Below are 18,071 nucleotides of genomic sequence, written 5' to 3'. Positions count from 1 at the left end.
CGTCCTCCTGTAACTTACTACATAGGCAAAAAGCTAGAGGTTCCCCTAGCTTTTTACGTGTTTTAAATATCCTCTTTGCGCGATCATAAAGTAAATGGCAGAAGCTAAAATGTATGCTCCAATTACAAGCGCACCTGATTTCCACAAATTAATATAAAGCATTTTTCCTAACGTATGAAGAGCAAATCCACTATGAATGGAACCGATTAAAATTGGGATAAAGAAGATAACTCCCATTTGTCGAATCGCAATTTTGCGAATTTCTTTATCTGTCATACCAATTCTCTTTAACGATTTAAATTGAATACGATCTTGTTCTTTATCGTTAAACCATTTAAAGTATGTCATACTACAAGCGAAGAAGAAGAACAGTACCGCTACGAAGAAACCGATGAACATTGTAATTGCTCCACCTTCTCTTATATCCTTATACGCAAACACTGAATTTCTCAATTCCCCTTGCTTTTCTGGTACAATTTCATTTTTCAAATCTAATACAAGATTTTCTGTACTTTTCCAATCCTCAATATAATAACCGTAATATTTCGTCTTTTCTTCATCTGGTACGAGTTTTGCATATTTCTCAAAATCTTGTTCATTTACAATGAGATATTCACTATCATTAAAAACAGAATACTGCGTTGGATTATTTAATTGAACAGACTGCTTTTGTCCGTCAATTATAAATTCATACGGTTTCGTACGATCTATCTTCATCAGTTCATTTGACATATCAACCATAATCATCGTTGCACTACCTGGTGCATTATGAACTTCTGTAGGTTGCTCTCTCTTTTGTTTGCGCACTTCTGCATTATATTCTTTTTCTGAAATAATCGTCATCGGTACTTCATGTTCACTATTAAACAACGTTATTTTCTGTGTTGCCGGTAGTTTAACGTATGTTACTTTTCGCGCATCTTCAAACCCGTGTCTCTTCACAAGCTCCTGTACCTTTTCTTCATTAATAAGGTTATGCGTATTTAACCCCTTTTCCTCATATGAAATAGCATGTGGTGTAAGTTCTACCGTTTTCGCACTCATATTTTCAAAATATACGTACAGTGTACCCACCGCTGAAGATACTACCGCCGTAATGATAGAAATTACAAATAGAAAACGAGCATTATCTTTCATTTTATAAATAAGGTTGCTAAGGACGAACATATTTGGGTACGTATAAAAAGATTGCTTTCTTTTTTGTAATGCTTTTAATACAACTGTACTACCTTGTGTAAATAGTAAATACGTTCCGCCAATTGTCAGTCCTACCACCGGTAAAAAGAGGATGAGGAAATTCAGAAACGTTACTTGGAAGCTAAGTACATATGCAACAATAATACATCCTATACCAACTACACATAACCATGTAAATGCAAACGGCTCTACTTTTTGCTTTCTTGCCTCTCTTAATAAATCAATAATTTGCAAGCGTCCTACTGTCCAAACACTAAACAATGATAGGATTAAAAATAGAATAAAGTATACACCAGCTGTAATAAGAACTGCTTTACTATTCCAAACAAGTGGAAGTGTCTTATCTATTTTTAATAATACGCTTAACGCTTGGAAAAATAATTTTGAACAAAGCATCCCAACCCCAATACCAACTACAATTGCAATACTACCTAACATCAGTTGCTCTAATATAATCATTCGGCCGAGCTGCGATTTCGTTCCGCCTATTAATGCTAGTAGACCAAACTCTTTTTTTCTTGCTCGTAAAAACGTTGAATTTGCATATAAAATAAAGAGTGCCGAGAAGATGACCACAATATAATTCATCGATTCTAATCCTTTTGTGATCATCTTTCTCATACTAATATTACCGCTTACGACATCTGGATGATAAATAAAAGAAGCATACATGAAAAATACGACAATTGATAAACAACTACTTATAAGAAACGCTTTATAGTTACGCCAATTTCCTTTTACGTTATTAAGCGCGAGCTGGCGAAAGTTCATGATATTCTCCTCCTAGCATCGCAAGTACGTCCAGAATTTCTTGGAAAAAGGCTTGTTTCGTTCTTCCTTTATGTATTTCCGAGAAAATTTCTCCATCGCGTATGAAAAGGATACGTTCACAATAACTAGCCGCTACTGGATCGTGCGTAACCATTGCAATCGTTACTTTCTTTTGCTCGTGTAAATCTTGCAGAGCGCCCATTAGCGATTTTGCTGACTTCGAGTCTAAGTTTCCAGTTGGCTCATCTGCTAAAATTAACGTCGGTTCATGAATGATTGCTCTCGCTGCTGCTGCACGTTGTTGTTGTCCCCCAGATACTTCGTATACTTTTTTATTTAAAATTTCTTCGATGTTTAAAAACTTCGCAATTTCCAGTACTTTCGCATCAATTTCATTTACAGATTTCTTCGCCATTACAAGTGGTAAAATAATGTTTTCTTTAATGGATAACGTATCAAGTAAATTAAAATCTTGGAAGATGAACCCTAAATGTGTACGGCGAAACTCCGCTAATTTTGCAGCACGCATTTGATTAATTTCTTCACCATTTACAAGCACATGACCTGAAGTTTGCTTATCAATTGTTGCTAATAAATTTAAAAGCGTCGTTTTCCCACTTCCTGAAGGACCCATAATCCCTACAAATTCGCCTTCTTCTATTTTAAAATTTATATCGTTTAAAGCAGTCGTCGCTACTGAACCTTTTGATTGGTACACCTTCGTTAATCCTTTTACTTCAAGAACACTCATTTCTAATCCCCCTACGTGTTTTCTTCTTACATTTACTATAAGAAAAATAAGAAAAAGAAACGAGTGATTTCCCTTACAAAACGTTTTGTTATCTTACAGTTTTGTCATTTTTCTCATCAATGTATGATATTCTTCATCTTTTGCAAATTGGAACGTGAATGTTGCCCCTTCTCCTTCAGCCGATTGGACATACATTCCATGATGTAAATTATCGCAAATTTCCTTCGTAATATATAAGCCCATCCCAGTCGCTTCTCTCGTTTTACGTCCATTTATTCCCGTAAAAAATGGATCAAATATGCGCTTTACGTCTTGCTCTGGAATACCAATTCCATTGTCCTTAATATGTAATAACACCTTTTGATTTTTCTCTTCAATTTGAAATTGAATTTCTTTTTTCTCTGCCGCTGAAATTTTTGTATACTTGATTGCGTTTACAACAATTTGACCTATAGCAATACTCAGCCATTTTCTATCAGATGCAACCATACAAGTATCTTCTTCAAACATCACTTTCGGAAATACAGACGATTGAATAAAGGATTTCCGATTTTCATTAATAATACCTCGCACGACATCTATAACATTTACTACTTCTATCTTATAATCTTTCGCAAACTGCTCTAGTCTTGCCATATGTAACGCTAAATCTAAACCATTTAGTATACGGTTATTTTCTTCACGAATACTTTCAACTGTTGCTCTTGCTTCACGATGCTCTTTGCCAAACTTTTGCAGCAATAATTCAATAACAGATACTGGTGTTTTCATTTGGTGAATCCATTGGTTCATAAATATCATTTGCTGTTGCTCTTTCGCATGCTGTTTATGAACTTCATTCATATATTGCTGTCTTAATAACGTAAAAGATTCAACGACCATTTCTTGCTCTGATGTATAAGATTCATCAATAAGTAAAGAGTCATGTAATGTATTTCCATCAGTAACATACTTTTCGATCCTCTTTAAAAACACACTCCGTTTTCGGTAATCGTAAATGAGGTATACAGTAAACACAACTGTTCCTAATAAAAGTCCATATAACCACGTACTCCAATCAATGGATTTCTTTTCTAAAAGACTTTGCAGCTGTAAAACGAGCCCAAATAAACAAAGGCTAACAATATAAGAAAGAATTAAAGAAAAGCGGTCCATAAGGTAATTTTTAACCTTCATGCCCTTCGCCCCACTCCGTAAAAAGCGCATAACCATATCCACGTTTCGTTACAATTGCATTTTTAATGCCTAACTCCTCTAGTTTCTTCCTTACACGTTTTACATTTACGGTTAATGTATTATCATCCACAAATGCTACTTCATCCCATAGAGCTTCTAACAGTTCTTCGCGCGTTACATATTGATTCACCTGTTTCATTAAACACTCTAATAAGTAAAACTCATTTTTTGTCAGTTCAGTTTGTTGTCCTTGCCACTCAACAATATGCTGAGACGGGAATAACAACAGTCCATTTACACCTAAACAATCACTCTCAGCGGCAGAAGCATACTCTCCGTAACCACGGCGAAGTGCACTCTTCACCTTTGCCATTACGATATCTAAATGGAATGGCTTCGTAATATAATCATCGCCGCCATTTTCAATCGCCATTACTTGATCCATTTCTCCTGTTCTTGCAGAAACAAAAATAATTGGTGCATTCGATACAGTACGAATTTGACGACACCAATAAAAACCGTCAAAGTACGGTAAATTAATATCAAGTAACACGAGATGAGGATTCACTTTTACAAACTCATCTTTTATTTGACGTAAATCACTTGCTCTAAATGATTGATAGCCATACCTTTCTAAATGCTCTTCTAATATTCCCGCGATTTTCTCATCATCTTCTACAATTAATATTTTATACATGTTCGTTTTCTCCCCATAAAAAAATTCTTCTAAAACCACTCCCCTTTTTATTATAAATTGAAAATTTAATTAGTGGGTATTTTTTCCTATATAAATCCGATTTTTACGATATAAAAAAAGACTGCCGTATTTCGGCAGTCTTAATCGATAAATTCAAATTCATATTCAAGAATTTTTACAATATCTCCGTCTTTTGCACCACGTGCACGAAGCGCTTCATCAATACCCATTCCGCGCATTTGACGAGCGAAACGACGTACAGATTCATCACGTGAGAAGTCTGTCATCTTGAATGTTTTCTCGATATCGTAACCAGAGATAACAAACGTGCCATCACTTTCACGTGTAATTTCAAATTTAACACCTTCAGTATCAAATTTGTACATTACACTTGTATCAGACTCATCCGCAACTTCATGTATTGGGAATTCTGGTGTTGTTTCTATTAAGTTCGCTACTTCAAACAGTAAGTCACGAACCCCTTGTCTTGTTACAGCTGAGATTGGGAAGATTTTTACTTCGTCTCCCACTTTCTCTTTAAATGCTTGTAAGTTTTCTTCTGCATCTGGCATATCCATTTTGTTTGCAACAACAACTTGTGGACGCTCAGTTAAGCGAAGATTGTATTCTTTTAATTCATTATTAATCGTTACGTAATCTTCATATGGATCACGGCCTTCTAAACCAGACATATCAATAACATGCACGATTACACGTGTACGCTCAATATGACGTAAGAATTGGTGTCCAAGTCCGACGCCAGCATGTGCGCCTTCAATTAGTCCTGGAAGGTCAGCCATAACGAAGCTGCGGTTATCACCAGTTTCAACAACACCAAGATTTGGAACGATTGTTGTGAAGTGATACTCTGCAATTTTCGGACGCGCTGATGATACAACAGATAATAATGTAGATTTACCTACACTTGGGAATCCAACAAGTCCAACGTCTGCTAGTACTTTAAGTTCTAGAATAACATCACGCTCTTGACCTGGTTCCCCGTTCTCAGCGATTTCTGGCGCTGGGTTCGTGGCTGTTGCAAAACGTGAGTTACCACGGCCACCGCGGCCACCTTTTGCAATTACAGCAGTTTGTCCATGCGTTACTAAATCGGCAAGAATTTGACCAGTTTTTTCATCTTTTACTACTGTTCCTGGTGGAACCTTTACAAGTAAATCTTCAGATTTACGTCCGTGCTGACCTTTACTCATTCCGTGCTGACCGCGATCAGCTTTGAAATGACGTTGGTAGCGGAAGTCCATTAATGTACGTAAGCCTTCCTCAACTACGAAAACAACATCTGCACCTTTACCGCCGTCGCCACCTGCTGGGCCACCTTTTGGTACATACTTCTCACGACGATACGCAACCATACCGTTACCACCGTCGCCGCCTTTTACATATATCTTGACCTGATCTACAAACATTATTTCACCACACTTTTTTCAATTGGTTGTAATATAACTGAGACTTCTTCGTCTCGCACTGTATAAGAAATGGAATACCATTTATTGTTTTGGGTCGCAAGCCAATTCTGTAGTTCTTCTACACTCGTTAGCTTACCACGAAAATCAAAAAAGAAACGAGCATTATCCGCGTCACATTCAATTGTGATACAAACATAATTTTCAACATATACGTCTAAACTATGCTGAAGCATCGAGAAAAATTGATTCGTCCATGTACATACAGTCTCATCTAAGTGAGATAAGTTATGTAATTTCCCTAATACTTCGTACTCCAATAAGCACGGCTGCTGTTTCCAATTATATGTTAAAATCCACTCTGAAAATAAAGGCATTGATAGCCCCATCAGATTGGATTCTTGTCTCGCTTCTTGGACAAAACGATCGATGAGACTATGAATTTCTTCCACTTTTCCAAGGGAAAGGTTTCCTTTCACCATCTGCATACGATTGAGCCAATCATGTCTTGAATGGCGCAATGCATCTATAATTGTCCATTTTTCATTCATTTAGATACCCCTTAATATAGAAAAACTCTAACCTGCACTCAGGTTAGAGTTTTCCGTGAGTTCTTATGCTTCTTGAGCAACAGGATATACGCTCACTTGTTTGCGGTCACGACCAAGACGCTCAAAGCGTACTACGCCGTCAACTTTCGCGTATAAAGTGTCATCGCCACCACGACCAACGTTAACACCTGGATAAATTTTTGTACCGCGTTGACGGTAAAGAATTGAACCACCTGTAACCGTTTGACCATCTGCGCGTTTAGCACCAAGACGTTTTGACTGAGAGTCACGACCGTTCTTTGTACTACCTACACCTTTCTTAGATGCGAAAAACTGAAGATCTAATCTTAACATACGTTACACCTCCTGCACTTTTTCTATTAAACGGATATACTTTCCGTAATCAAGTTCGATCGTCTTAAGCGAAACAACTAATCCTTCTAAAAGCGTTTGTGCTTTTTCTGCTGTATGAACGTCTAAATCATTAGGCAATTCATACGTTAAGAATCCGCCATCACTTCCGAGTTCAATAGTTGCTTGCACATTACAAAGTTCTTCCACTGCATTTATAGAACCAAACACAACCGCTGTAGTTCCAGCACAGACAAGGTCTTGTCCATGTGGCGCATAATCGGCATGTCCAGTCATTTTAAATGATTGGATACTTCCTAATTTCGTGCGACTTATCGTAATTTTAATCATGTTAACCAGAATTAAGCGTTGATAGCTTCAACAACTAGCTTAGTGTAAGGTTGACGATGACCTTGTTTCTTACGATTGTTCTTTTTCGCTTTGTATTTGAAAACGATAATTTTCTTAGCGCGACCTTGTTTTTCAACTTTCGCAGTAACTGTTGCACCTTCTACAACTGGGCTACCAACTTTAACGTTTTCGCCACCAACGAAAAGAACTTTGTCAAAAGTAACAGTTTCACCAGCTTCAACATCTAATTTTTCAATGTAGATTGCTTGACCAGCTTCAACTTTAATTTGTTTTCCACCTGTTTCGATAATTGCGTACATACTTGCACCTCCTCTTAATTACTAAGACTCGCCAAAAACGAGGTAGACATAAATGCCTTTAGGGAACCTGTCTTGTGCGGTTGTAGCATATAGCCGTTTAGGTGCTATAAACTATAACATAAAGATGTTATCATGAATCATAGACGGTTGTCAATAAATGTTCTGCTAACTATTTTTTCCGCTCTACAATTTCTTTTTTACTTCCAAAACGAACGATAGCATACTTTTCGATATTATCATCTTTGAAATAAATTTCAAATGGAATATTTTTTTGTAATTCTTTTTGCAAAAACTGTTTTTGCAGTTCTTTAGGCGCAGCGATTAATACCGCTTCATCTTCTATATTGCCATATGTGATTAGTTCTCTCTCTAACTCATACGCAATTGTTTCATGCGACATCACATAACCCGTCGCTTTGCAAGGTACACACTCTTTTAATAATACGTCCCGTAAAGAATGCTTTTTACGTTTACGTGTCATTTCCAAAATCCCTAGCTCCGTAAAACCGAGCACCCTTGTATATGTGCGGTCATCTTGCATAGCAGCTATAAGACATTCTCTTACATTTTCTTTATCTTCTCTTTTTTTCATATTAATAAAATCAATTAATATCATACCACCAATATCACGAAGTCTTAATTGGCGTGCAATTTCTTCAGCTGCCATCTCATTTGTGCGAAGTACTGTATCTTGTAAATTTTGTTTTCCCGTAAACTTGCCCGTATTCACATCAATTACAGTCATCGTCTCCATTTGTTCTACAATTAAATAAGCACCATTTGAAAGCCACACAATTTTTTGGAGTGCTTTCTCAATTTCACGCTCTATTCCAAAATGGTTAAACATCGAAGACTTTTCATTATAAAAAGATACTTTTTCTTTTCCAACTTTGTCTTCTAATTCTTTTACTATACTTCTTGTATCTACAACTACTTTTTCAATGGTTTCAATTGGATTCTCTTGAAATACACGATCTAAAAAGGTCGCCGGTCGATGAAGTAATAACGGCGCCTTTCCTTGGCCCTCTTTTCTTTTTAACTCTTCATACAACTGTTGTAACCCTTGCATTTCAGCTTGTATTTCTTCAATTGCTCCTTTTTCAGAAGCAGAACGGAAAATGTATCCCCCCGTTCCCTCTATTTCAATTTGGAGTAACTGTTGTCTTCTTTTATTATTTTTTATTTTTCGAGAAACAGCGCGCATCTCATCAAACGGCATATAAACGACATATTTCCCGGTAAATTCTATATTCGCTGTCAATTTAGGCCCTTTCGTATCAATTGCCTCTTTCACAACTTGTACGAGTATCGCTTGCCCTTCATGTATACGATAAGAAGATGGTACATCATCGTATGAAAGGTAAGCATGTTTTTCTAAACCGATGTTTACAAAAGCTGCATTCATTCCAGCAATTGTTCTTACGACACGTCCAACATAAATATGCCCAACAATCTCTTGCTCTTCATTACGTTTCCATAAAAACTCAACAATTTTTTTCTTCTCTTCAATTGCAACGCGCTTTTCCGAACCAGCGTAATTCACATATAACGTTTTCAAAATTATTTCCTCACTTTATAATCTTCTTTGCTTTTACAATAATAAAAGGTTAGTGCTATCGTCAACACTAACCGATTAATTCTTCAACTGATGAAGTTGTTCGTTTTTCAGTAAAATATGCATAGAGCAATTCATTTTCATCCAATGTGTAATGCTCTTTATATTTTCCACGGACGATAATAGAATGCTTATATCCTCTACGAAATTTTGTGAAGATCGTATATAAACGATCTTCCGTTTGCACTTCAATAGGTGCAATCTTTTCGATTCCTCTTTTGTTTCCATAATAACGTTCTAATAAAAAACGCATAAATGCATACCGTCTTTGTTTCCACTCTTGATATAATGACACTGCTAAAAATATGAGTAGTATCCACATCATAATATTGTTACTATTCCAGAGTAACTGCCATCCTAATATTACACCAAAAAAAACACATGACAATTGCATCATCTTTTCATGTGCTTGTAAATAAGGGAAACGATATGATAATACATTAAACAATACTTTCCCGCCATCTAACGGCCAAATAGGGAGTAAATTAAATGCTAAAATAATTATATTATTCCACATAAAGAAATAATATAAATCTGTATTCAGCCAACCGACTTCGAACAACATATAACCTACCAGCATCATCCAAACATGTTGAATCGGTCCTGCAATTACGACAACAAGTTCCTCTTTCAATGACTTATTACCATGTTCCTCAAGCTCGGCCACGCCACCAAACGGCAAAAGTTGAATTCTTTTTATACGCCAATTATAGTGTGCTGCTGCAAAAGCATGCCCAAGTTCATGAATAAGAACAATACAAAATAACAGTAGTAACTCTTTAAAACGCGCAGTAAAAATACCAATGACAATAATAACCCAAAATAATGGATGCACGGAAATTTTCGTTAAAACGTCCCTATATTTAATCAAATGATATCACCTGGATCGGATCAATAAATTTTTCATTCTTTTTTATCGCGAAATAAAACTTTCCATTTTTACCATTTGTATCATTACTCACCGTTCCAATTTTTTGTTTCTTTGAAACGTAATCATATAATTTCACTGACATATCGTTTAAGTTTGCATACCATGACTCCGTACCATCTGCATGTTGAATTTGAACTGTATTTCCAAGTTCCTCTTTCTTGCCTGCAAAAACAACTAACCCTTCATTTACTGACTCCACTTTTGCATTTGTAGCTGTTTGGACAAATACACCTTGGCCATTTTTTTGAAACCCTTGCATTACCTTTCCAGAAGCAGGAATTGCATAATCCTTTTGCTGAATACTTTCTTCTTTTTTCTCGTTCGGCGAATAGAATACGAGCGGTTTTCCAAATTGCTTTTCATACCATTTCGCTACAGTAGCAAACTGAAATTCCTCTTTCATCACTTTTTCTGTAACAGCTTTAGCTCCATTGAATGAAGAAGGAGCATTCTTATATAAAATAGCAACCGAAAGAACTAATATTGCTGATAATAAAACTTTGAAGAAAAAGACTTCCTTTCGAAATAAAGGATGCATTTCCTTTTCTCCATCTTCAATAAATACCGCTTCACTATCGAAATTCCCTCCGTTAAAATACTGCTCTTCCTCCATCCTTTCTTGCTCGGCCTTCCTTTTTGCAATCCGCTTTTTAATTTCTTCTACGCGTCTATTCTTCATACTGTCTCCTTTCTTTCGTTAAGCTAATTTCATTAGAAACAGTTGTATACAGTTTGTACATATGTATGAGCTAAGAAAGAAAGATATTCGTGTGAAGAAAAAAGAAAGCACCTCGCATATGTGCGAAGTGCTCTTAACGGATTCCAAAGAAGTTTTTCACCTTTGCAAATACCGATACCTTTTCTTGTTCAAATGCTTGTAATGGTACATTCTCACCTAACAAGCGTCTTGCAATATTACGATAAGCCAACGCTGCTTTTCCGCTTGGTTGCAACGCCACAGGTTCACCTGTATTTGTAGCTCGAATAACTTCATCGTCATCTTCGACAACACCAAGAAGCTCGATTGACAATGTACGTACAATTTCATCAACATCTAACATATCCTGTTCATGAAGCATATGACTACGTACACGGTTAATAACAAGTTTCGGTGGTTCAATATCCTCTTTTTCTAAAAGCCCAATAATACGATCCGCATCGCGCATTGAGGATACTTCTGGAGTCGTAACAACGATTGCTTTATCCGCACCAGCTACCGCATTTTTAAATCCCTGCTCAATCCCCGCAGGACAATCGATTAATATGTAATCATAATCTTGACGTAATACTTGTATTAATTCATCCATTTGTTCAGGTGTTACCGCTGATTTATCACTCGTTTGTGCTGCAGGTAATAAATAAAGATCATCAAAACGTTTGTCTTTAATAAGAGCCTGAGGTAAACGGCAACGCCCTTCAACGACATCAACAAGATCAAATACAATACGATTTTCCAGCCCCATTACTACGTCTAAATTTCGAAGACCGATATCTGTGTCAATTAAGCACACTTTCTTTCCAGATAACGCTAGGGCCGTACCAATGTTCGCAGATGTAGTAGTTTTACCTACTCCGCCTTTTCCAGATGTAATTACTATTGCCTCTCCCACAGCTATACAATTCCCCTTTCTAACTTTGTTAAATTAGGTCTAAGATGAGTGAGAAGTTGCAGGCGATCGACAACAATGTGATTGTTCTCATTAATATACGCACATTCTGCCGCCTCCGCTCCGTCTTCTTTCTCTTCCGGAGCCCGCATTGCCACATCACTAATTCGAAGTTGCATCGGGTTCATAACAGATGCAGCGATTACAGCATCCGAATCCCCATAATACCCAGCATGTGCAATTCCTCTTAATGATCCTACGACAAAAATATTCCCCCCAGCGATAACCGTTCCGCCTGGATTAACATCTCCAATTAACAACAAATTTCCTTTTACATGTAAAACTTGTCCAGAGCGAACAATTTTGGAAATAGGGACAATTTCTGTTTCTTCTTTCCAAGCTATTGCTTCTGCTTTAGTGATAACATCACTTTCAATTGAATCCACAACAAGATTCTTTTTATTACGAATTAACGTACGAATCTCTTCTTGTTGGACTTCTGTTAAATAACGATTTCCTACTTTCACATGCACTTCAATTAAAGAGCGCCCATCACCATCGTAGTAATGTGTAGAAAGTTTTTCGTCTAATTCCACCAATAATTCTGAGAATGAACAACAATCATCTAAATGAAGCGTTATCCCATCTTTTGTCCCTTTTATCGTTACATTTTGTTGCTTTTTTTCTTCCACTAAAGTTCACCCCACCGATTCAATTCGACATAAAATTAGAAAATCCTTTTTTCTTTTTCTTCCATCGCTTTTGAAAGACGCACTATATATCGTCTCAGTGGGAAACAAACTATCAATAAGAAAATAGCATTTAACAATAAAGTAGAAAGGAGACGATCTGTGAAAAAGACATACGCTGGCATATGAGTACGTCCTAATAAAGTTAAGAATCCATACACATAATACTCTAGTGCTACAACGCTAGCTAATATGATAGAAACAACAATAAATAAATTCAATTGTAGTACTTTCATCACACTATATACTAAATAAGCTAAAATCGGATAAGCAAAAATATATATCCCGACAAGTTCTGTGTATACGGTATCAAATAAGAAGCCAAATAATAGTCCGTAATAAATCCCTTGGACCGGACTATAATACACTGTAATAAAACATAAGACGATTATAAAGAAATGCGGTGCTGCTATGCTGTCTTTCCAAAACACATCCGTTGGAACAACAGTAGCAAACATATTTTCAAATAGAAACACAAAAAGGAGCAAAAGAGGAAGAGCTGCTCTTTTTAATATCTTCATCATCTCTTCTTCTCCTCCTATTCTAATGGCGCTGAAGGTGTTGCACGTTTAGCAACCGTAATATGCTCTACGTCATTTAAATCAGCGGCAGGTTTTACATAAGCTGTTTTTGTTAAGCCATATGCATCCGGCTGAACTTCAACGATTTTTCCAATTACAAGACCTTTCGGGAAAATATCACCCAGTCCAGATGTTACAACTAGTTGATCTTTCTCTACCGGTGCATCAGAGCCAATCTTTGTGAAAAGAAGTAATTGCTTTTCTTTGTCATAACCTTCAATCAATCCAAAGATTTTCTCTTGCCCTTGTACAATAGCAGAAACGCGATTTGTTCGGCTCATAGAACTTAGTAATTCTACTGATGATGTAAACTGAGATACACTTTTCACTCTTCCAACTAACCCTTGTGAAGTTACTACAGCCATATCTTTTTTAATTCCTTGCTGTGCCCCTTTATCAATTCCAATTAAATCGTACCATTTATCTGGATTACGAGAAACAACAGTAGCTGGAATTTCAGTATACCCGCTATTTAACTCTTTTTTACCAGTTAGCTCTTGTAGCTTCTTGTTATCATCTTCTAATTGTTTTACTTTCCCTGATAGACCTGCATAATTATCTAATTTTGCTTTTAATTCTTTATTCTCTTCATACGTGCGCTTTACATCCTCTACATTTTCGAAGAATCCAGCTACGTATTTCGCTGGCTTTTGGAATACACGTTCTACAACACCGACAGTATCTTTAACAAACTGCTCTGGCCATGTTAAACTGTTCCGTTCTTTCAATGAGATTCCAATCAATGCCACGAGAAGAATAATACTAACCAACAAAACAATTAATCTTTTGTTTAAGAAAAACTGTGGCACGTTCACACCCTCTTAATTTCACTGATTTTTATTTTGCAATATTATCGAGCAGCAGTTTTGAAAAGATCGATATTGTCTAATGCTTTACCTGTTCCAATTGCTACGCAATCTAATGGATCTTCTGCAACAAGAACTGGCATTTTCGTTTCTTCACTAATTACTTTATCTAAATTACGTAGTAATGCCCCGCCACCTGTTAATACGATACCGCGGTCCATAATATCAGCCGCTAATTCAGGTGGAGTTTTTTCTAACGTATTTTTAACTGATTCTACAATCGCATCTACTGTATCTTTTAATGCATCTGCAATTTCTTCTGGCTGAATTAGTACTGTTTTTGGTAAACCACTTACTAAATCACGACCGCGAATTTCCATAGGCTCGATACCTTCGGGCTCGCCTGCAGAACCAATTTCTAATTTTAATGCTTCAGCTGTTCTTTCACCGATCATTAAGTTATAGCTTTTCTTAATGTACTGAATGATTGAATCGTCCATATCATCACCAGCAACACGGACTGACTGGCTTGTTACAATACCACCTAGAGAAATAATTGCAACTTCTGTTGTACCACCACCGATATCAACAACCATACTACCAGTTGGTTCCCAAACAGGTAAGTTTGCACCAATTGCTGCTGCAAATGGCTCTTCGATAGGATAAGCATCACGAGCACCCGCTTGACGAGTCGCATCGATTACTGCACGTCTTTCTACAGCTGTAATACCAGATGGTACACATACCATTACATACGGCTTACGTGAGAAGAAACCGTTTGATTTTTGAGCTTGTTGAATGTAATATTTCATCATTGTTGCAGTTGTTTCGTAATCAGCAATTACACCGTCTTTCATCGGGCGAAGTGCCACAACGTTCCCTGGTGTACGACCAATCATTTGTTTTGCGTCGCTACCTACAGCAACGATTTGTTTCGTATCAGTTTGTAACGCCACTACTGAAGGTTCACGTAAAACTACACCTTTTCCTTTTACATATACAAGCGTGTTCGCAGTTCCTAAGTCTATTCCAAGATCGCGAGTAAATCCACCAAATCCAAACATATTATTTATCTTCCTTTCTTGTTTTCACGGACTCATTTTTTCTTAATTTATATTATAAAAACAGTACGTTTTTTATATCTTTATCCTTTTTGTAGATAAATTTCTACAAAAAACTCATAAATCACATTATAAAACAAAATAAGTAAAAAGCATAGTCTTAAATATGACCTTTTTCCTTTAAACTCACGAATTTATGGTCACCTATTATAATATGATCAAGCACTTCAATTCCGATAATCTGGCCGCATTCTACTAAGCGTTTTGTTACTTCAATATCTTCACGGCTCGGCGTGGGATCTCCTGAGGGATGGTTATGAAGACATATGATAGAGGCTGCTGCACGACGGAAGGCTTCTTTAAAAACCTCCCTCGAAAACTAGACTATAATAAAATATAGAATTCAAAGTAATCCATGAAGAACAAATACTACTTACCTATTCATAAAGTATAAATAAACTATACCGATTTTTATAGTAGTTATAGTAGCCACAAATAGGATTATTATTAATATAAAAATTAATACCCTAAATAAGTCCTAATAAATATGGGAGGAATTATTGGTGAGAGTAGAAGAAATAATTACAACAGATAACAGAACAAGATATGTCTTAGTTGACAAAAAAGGAAATCTAGTGGATCCAGTTAATAAATTTCTTAAATTCAAAGATAATAGTAACTCTGCAAGGGGGACTCTTCGGTCATATGCTTATGGACTATGCTTATACTTTAAATTTTTAGAACAAAAACAACTTCTCTACTATGATGTTGGTATCGACGATTTTGCAGAATATATTAGGTGGCTTCAAAATCCCTATCAAGAACTTAAAGTAATTACAATAACTCCTAGGAGTAAATATAAAATAAGAAAGACTAGGACAATAAATCAATATATAAATAAGATATATAATTTTTATGAATACGTTATGAGACACGAGGATTATACATTAACTTTGTCTGAAAGGTTAAAAAAACAAATCTCCGGAAATATATCTGGTTACAAAAGTTTTCTTTATCATATTAAAAACAACCGAGCAAGTATGAAAAGAATATTAAAAGTCCCCGTACCAAAAGAACGTTTGAAAATTTTAACAAGAGCTGAAGTTGAGACACTTATTAATGCCTGTAATAACATACGCGATAAGTTTCTTCTATTACTCCTTTATGAAACTGGAATGCGTATAGGAGAAGCATTATCTCTTCATTTAAGCGATATTGTACCAGCAATGAAAAAATTATATATACAAGACCGTGGAGAATTAATAAATGGTGCAGAAATAAAGACGGTGTGTAGTCCCCGTATACTAGATATTCCTGAAAATCTAGCTAACCTGTACCGGACTTACATATTTGATATTCATACTGAAGAGGTTGATACTGACTTTATTTTTATTAAATTAACCGGTTCTAATAAGTTTGAACCATTAGATTATCCCTCTACCCAAAAAATATTTAACCGATTAGAAAAACGGACAGGAATCCCTGTAACTGCACATATGTTTAGACATACTAACCTTACCGAATTATGGAGAACAGGCGAGATGCGGCCTGAAACCCTTAAAGAACGGGCTGGACATGCTCATATACAAACTACTATGCAGATGTACGTGCACCCTTCGGAAGAAGATATTAGACAGGACTGGGAAAATGCAATGACAAAAAAAACGACAGTGGAGTGATGTAATGATTGTATCTAAGTTCAAACCAGATGTTACTAATTTAAAAGTTAGAGAGCTTGTAACGTCTCTTAAATCCCCATGGGGTGATGATGTGTGGTTATTAAGTTCCCAAGTTTTTAGGGAATATGGAAAAATTGAAGAAAAAGGCGTAACTAAAAACTCAACAATTAGGTTTAATTCGCTTCCAAACCTGGTTTCATTGGAAGCCAAGTATTTTCTTTTTCATAGTTTATCAAATTATAGATTTTCAATAAGAACTATATATACATATGGACAAACTTTTAAACGCTTAGGTAGATTTTTAGAAAAATACTATTTCAATATTAATAGTTTTATAGATATTCCTTTTGAAAAAGCTTTGTCCAAATATAAGTTCTTCTTAAGACAAGAAGGGATTAGTTCCATAAAGGCGAATATTCATTTTTTTACTACCTTCTTTGAATTTCTATATAATTTTTATGACATACGAGATGAGTTTGATAAGGACATTTGGGATGTAAGAAATATCCCCCACGCTTCAGTAGAAATTAATTATTCTCGCTTTAAACTTAACTTCGAAAGTATTGACAAGAAGTTTAGAACAGTTGTTAAACAATATTGCTGGTACTCCTTGACGTTTAAATCATCAGGAAGGATTTACAATGCAGACTTAGTTGGAATAAAGTGTTTTTTCAACTTTATTTCTAAACATTTTGGACATTGGAACGATTTGAGTGCCCTTTCAAGAAAAGACTTTGAAAAGTTTTTAGTGTTTTTTCATACAAGCTTTAGGAATTGTACTGATTCAACAAAACATTCTTATATTTCAGGAGTTAAACTTTTCCTTGAGTATCTTCAAAAGAATGAATTACCTATTGGTCCTACCAAACCTATTCTAAGTATTGTTTTCCCAGAAGATATACCTTCAAAAAAGAGAAATCTAAATGAAAATGAAATTAAGTATATACCTGAAGATATTTTGAATCAGCTTCAAAATTTAATAAATTATGATCCTTCTAAGTTAATCCCCAAAATGTCCAGAAAGGAATTAGAGTATGTACCAATTATAGTATTATTAATAGCTACTGGTTGGAGAATAAGTGATATCTTAAATCTAAGATACGATAATTGCCTAATAGTAATTAATAGTGAAAAATACTATCTTCAAGGAGATATAAACAAGACTAAGGTAAATAATCATCGTGTTCCTGTGGATAAAGATGTAGCAATGGTTCTTCAAACGGTAATTGAAAGTACTAAGGCAAAGTCAAATGATCAAAACAATCCTAATCGTTTTCTTTTTGTACGGACAAGGGGAACGCGTATGGGCAGACCGTTTGCCACTACCTCTGTTCAAAGAAATCTAAACAACTGGGCACTTAGATATAATATTGTTGATTCAAAAGGTGGTGCGACACGTTCCTAAGTGAAAAGCTTAGGCATTGTCGAACTTACAGTTCAACAGTGAACTGTC

Annotated in this window: 19 protein-coding genes, 1 pseudogene and 1 other annotated feature; of the genes and pseudogenes, 2 read left to right on the top strand and 18 right to left on the bottom strand. The window is 35.8% G+C overall.

Annotation, left to right across the window (positions count from 1 at the left end; genetic code table 11):
- Positions 1-45: 45 nt before the first annotated feature.
- The 18 genes and pseudogenes from QO049_RS28435 to radC all read right to left on the bottom strand — a co-directional run.
- Positions 46-1,968 (bottom strand): ABC transporter permease, encoded by a 1,923-nt coding sequence (locus QO049_RS28435; protein WP_284489710.1) that lies wholly within the window; start codon positions 1,966-1,968, stop codon positions 46-48.
- Positions 1,943-2,719 (bottom strand): ABC transporter ATP-binding protein, encoded by a 777-nt coding sequence (locus QO049_RS28430; protein ID WP_000114529.1) that lies wholly within the window; start codon positions 2,717-2,719, stop codon positions 1,943-1,945. The genes QO049_RS28435 and QO049_RS28430 overlap by 26 nt, the downstream gene beginning before the upstream one ends.
- Before the next feature lie 93 nt (positions 2,720-2,812).
- Positions 2,813-3,895, bottom strand: coding sequence for a HAMP domain-containing histidine kinase (locus QO049_RS28425; protein ID WP_284489709.1), 1,083 nt, complete (start codon positions 3,893-3,895; stop codon positions 2,813-2,815).
- Positions 3,885-4,592 carry a response regulator transcription factor gene (locus tag QO049_RS28420; RefSeq protein WP_001986640.1) on the bottom strand — a complete coding sequence of 236 codons (708 nt, stop codon included), beginning with the start codon at positions 4,590-4,592 and terminating at the stop codon, positions 3,885-3,887. The genes QO049_RS28425 and QO049_RS28420 overlap by 11 nt, the downstream gene beginning before the upstream one ends.
- Positions 4,593-4,732: 140 nt before the next feature.
- On the bottom strand, positions 4,733-6,019 hold the full coding sequence (gene obgE / locus QO049_RS28415) for a GTPase ObgE (protein ID WP_000497128.1): 1,287 nt from the start codon (positions 6,017-6,019) through the stop codon (positions 4,733-4,735).
- Positions 6,019-6,567, bottom strand: a complete 549-nt coding sequence (locus QO049_RS28410; protein ID WP_001003584.1) for a sporulation initiation phosphotransferase B — start codon at positions 6,565-6,567, stop codon at positions 6,019-6,021. Before QO049_RS28410 ends, obgE begins: the two co-directional genes overlap by 1 nt.
- Before the next feature lie 63 nt (positions 6,568-6,630).
- Positions 6,631-6,921, bottom strand: a complete 291-nt coding sequence (gene rpmA / locus QO049_RS28405) for a 50S ribosomal protein L27 (RefSeq protein WP_000944958.1) — start codon at positions 6,919-6,921, stop codon at positions 6,631-6,633.
- 3 nt (positions 6,922-6,924) lie between these two features.
- Positions 6,925-7,269 carry a ribosomal-processing cysteine protease Prp gene (locus QO049_RS28400; RefSeq protein ID WP_002001054.1) on the bottom strand — a complete coding sequence of 115 codons (345 nt, stop codon included), beginning with the start codon at positions 7,267-7,269 and terminating at the stop codon, positions 6,925-6,927.
- A gap of 11 nt (positions 7,270-7,280) precedes the next feature.
- Positions 7,281-7,589 carry a 50S ribosomal protein L21 gene (rplU, locus tag QO049_RS28395; protein ID WP_000270907.1) on the bottom strand — a complete coding sequence of 103 codons (309 nt, stop codon included), beginning with the start codon at positions 7,587-7,589 and terminating at the stop codon, positions 7,281-7,283.
- A gap of 14 nt (positions 7,590-7,603) precedes the next feature.
- Positions 7,604-7,681: a sequence feature (ribosomal protein L21 leader region), on the bottom strand.
- Positions 7,682-7,758: 77 nt separating this feature from the next.
- Positions 7,759-9,147 carry an Rne/Rng family ribonuclease gene (locus tag QO049_RS28390; protein WP_087967274.1) on the bottom strand — a complete coding sequence of 463 codons (1,389 nt, stop codon included), beginning with the start codon at positions 9,145-9,147 and terminating at the stop codon, positions 7,759-7,761.
- 67 nt (positions 9,148-9,214) lie between these two features.
- The gene (gene spoIVFB / locus QO049_RS28385; protein ID WP_000599055.1) at positions 9,215-10,075 is read right to left on the bottom strand and encodes a stage IV sporulation intramembrane metalloprotease SpoIVFB; all 861 of its coding nucleotides are present in this window, start codon (positions 10,073-10,075) and stop codon (positions 9,215-9,217) included.
- The gene (spoIVFA, locus tag QO049_RS28380) at positions 10,068-10,814 is read right to left on the bottom strand and encodes a stage IV sporulation protein SpoIVFA (RefSeq protein WP_284489708.1); all 747 of its coding nucleotides are present in this window, start codon (positions 10,812-10,814) and stop codon (positions 10,068-10,070) included. The genes spoIVFB and spoIVFA overlap by 8 nt, the downstream gene beginning before the upstream one ends.
- A gap of 133 nt (positions 10,815-10,947) precedes the next feature.
- A complete protein-coding gene (gene minD, locus QO049_RS28375; RefSeq protein ID WP_000503309.1) occupies positions 10,948-11,745 on the bottom strand; it encodes a septum site-determining protein MinD in 798 nt (265 codons plus the stop codon).
- Positions 11,746-11,747: 2 nt separating this feature from the next.
- Entirely contained in the window at positions 11,748-12,434 is a 687-nt protein-coding gene (gene minC / locus QO049_RS28370) for a septum site-determining protein MinC (RefSeq protein WP_000391525.1), read from the bottom strand.
- 35 nt (positions 12,435-12,469) lie between these two features.
- Positions 12,470-13,015 carry a rod shape-determining protein MreD gene (mreD, locus tag QO049_RS28365; protein WP_000975766.1) on the bottom strand — a complete coding sequence of 182 codons (546 nt, stop codon included), beginning with the start codon at positions 13,013-13,015 and terminating at the stop codon, positions 12,470-12,472.
- A gap of 14 nt (positions 13,016-13,029) precedes the next feature.
- Positions 13,030-13,881 carry a rod shape-determining protein MreC gene (gene mreC, locus QO049_RS28360; RefSeq protein ID WP_001135488.1) on the bottom strand — a complete coding sequence of 284 codons (852 nt, stop codon included), beginning with the start codon at positions 13,879-13,881 and terminating at the stop codon, positions 13,030-13,032.
- A gap of 41 nt (positions 13,882-13,922) precedes the next feature.
- On the bottom strand, positions 13,923-14,942 hold the full coding sequence (gene mreB / locus QO049_RS28355; RefSeq protein WP_000466736.1) for a cell shape-determining protein MreB: 1,020 nt from the start codon (positions 14,940-14,942) through the stop codon (positions 13,923-13,925).
- A 157-nt stretch (positions 14,943-15,099) separates the two neighbouring features.
- Positions 15,100-15,312, bottom strand: a pseudogene (radC, locus tag QO049_RS28350) (DNA repair protein RadC); the annotation flags it as partial.
- Between the two features lie 190 nt (positions 15,313-15,502).
- On the opposite strand from radC, the gene QO049_RS28345 reads away from it, so the two are divergent.
- Both QO049_RS28345 and QO049_RS28340 read left to right on the top strand, forming a co-directional pair.
- The gene (locus tag QO049_RS28345) at positions 15,503-16,618 is read left to right on the top strand and encodes a tyrosine-type recombinase/integrase (RefSeq protein WP_284489707.1); all 1,116 of its coding nucleotides are present in this window, start codon (positions 15,503-15,505) and stop codon (positions 16,616-16,618) included.
- 4 nt (positions 16,619-16,622) lie between these two features.
- Positions 16,623-18,023 (top strand): tyrosine-type recombinase/integrase, encoded by a 1,401-nt coding sequence (locus QO049_RS28340; protein WP_284489706.1) that lies wholly within the window; start codon positions 16,623-16,625, stop codon positions 18,021-18,023.
- The last annotated feature ends 48 nt before the right edge of the window (positions 18,024-18,071 follow it).

The organism is Bacillus sp. RB3 (assembly GCF_030164735.1).
Taxonomy (GTDB): domain Bacteria; phylum Bacillota; class Bacilli; order Bacillales; family Bacillaceae_G; genus Bacillus_A; species Bacillus_A cereus.
The sequence above is the reverse complement of the archived record's forward strand: the minus strand, read 5'-3'. Positions and strand labels throughout refer to the sequence as shown.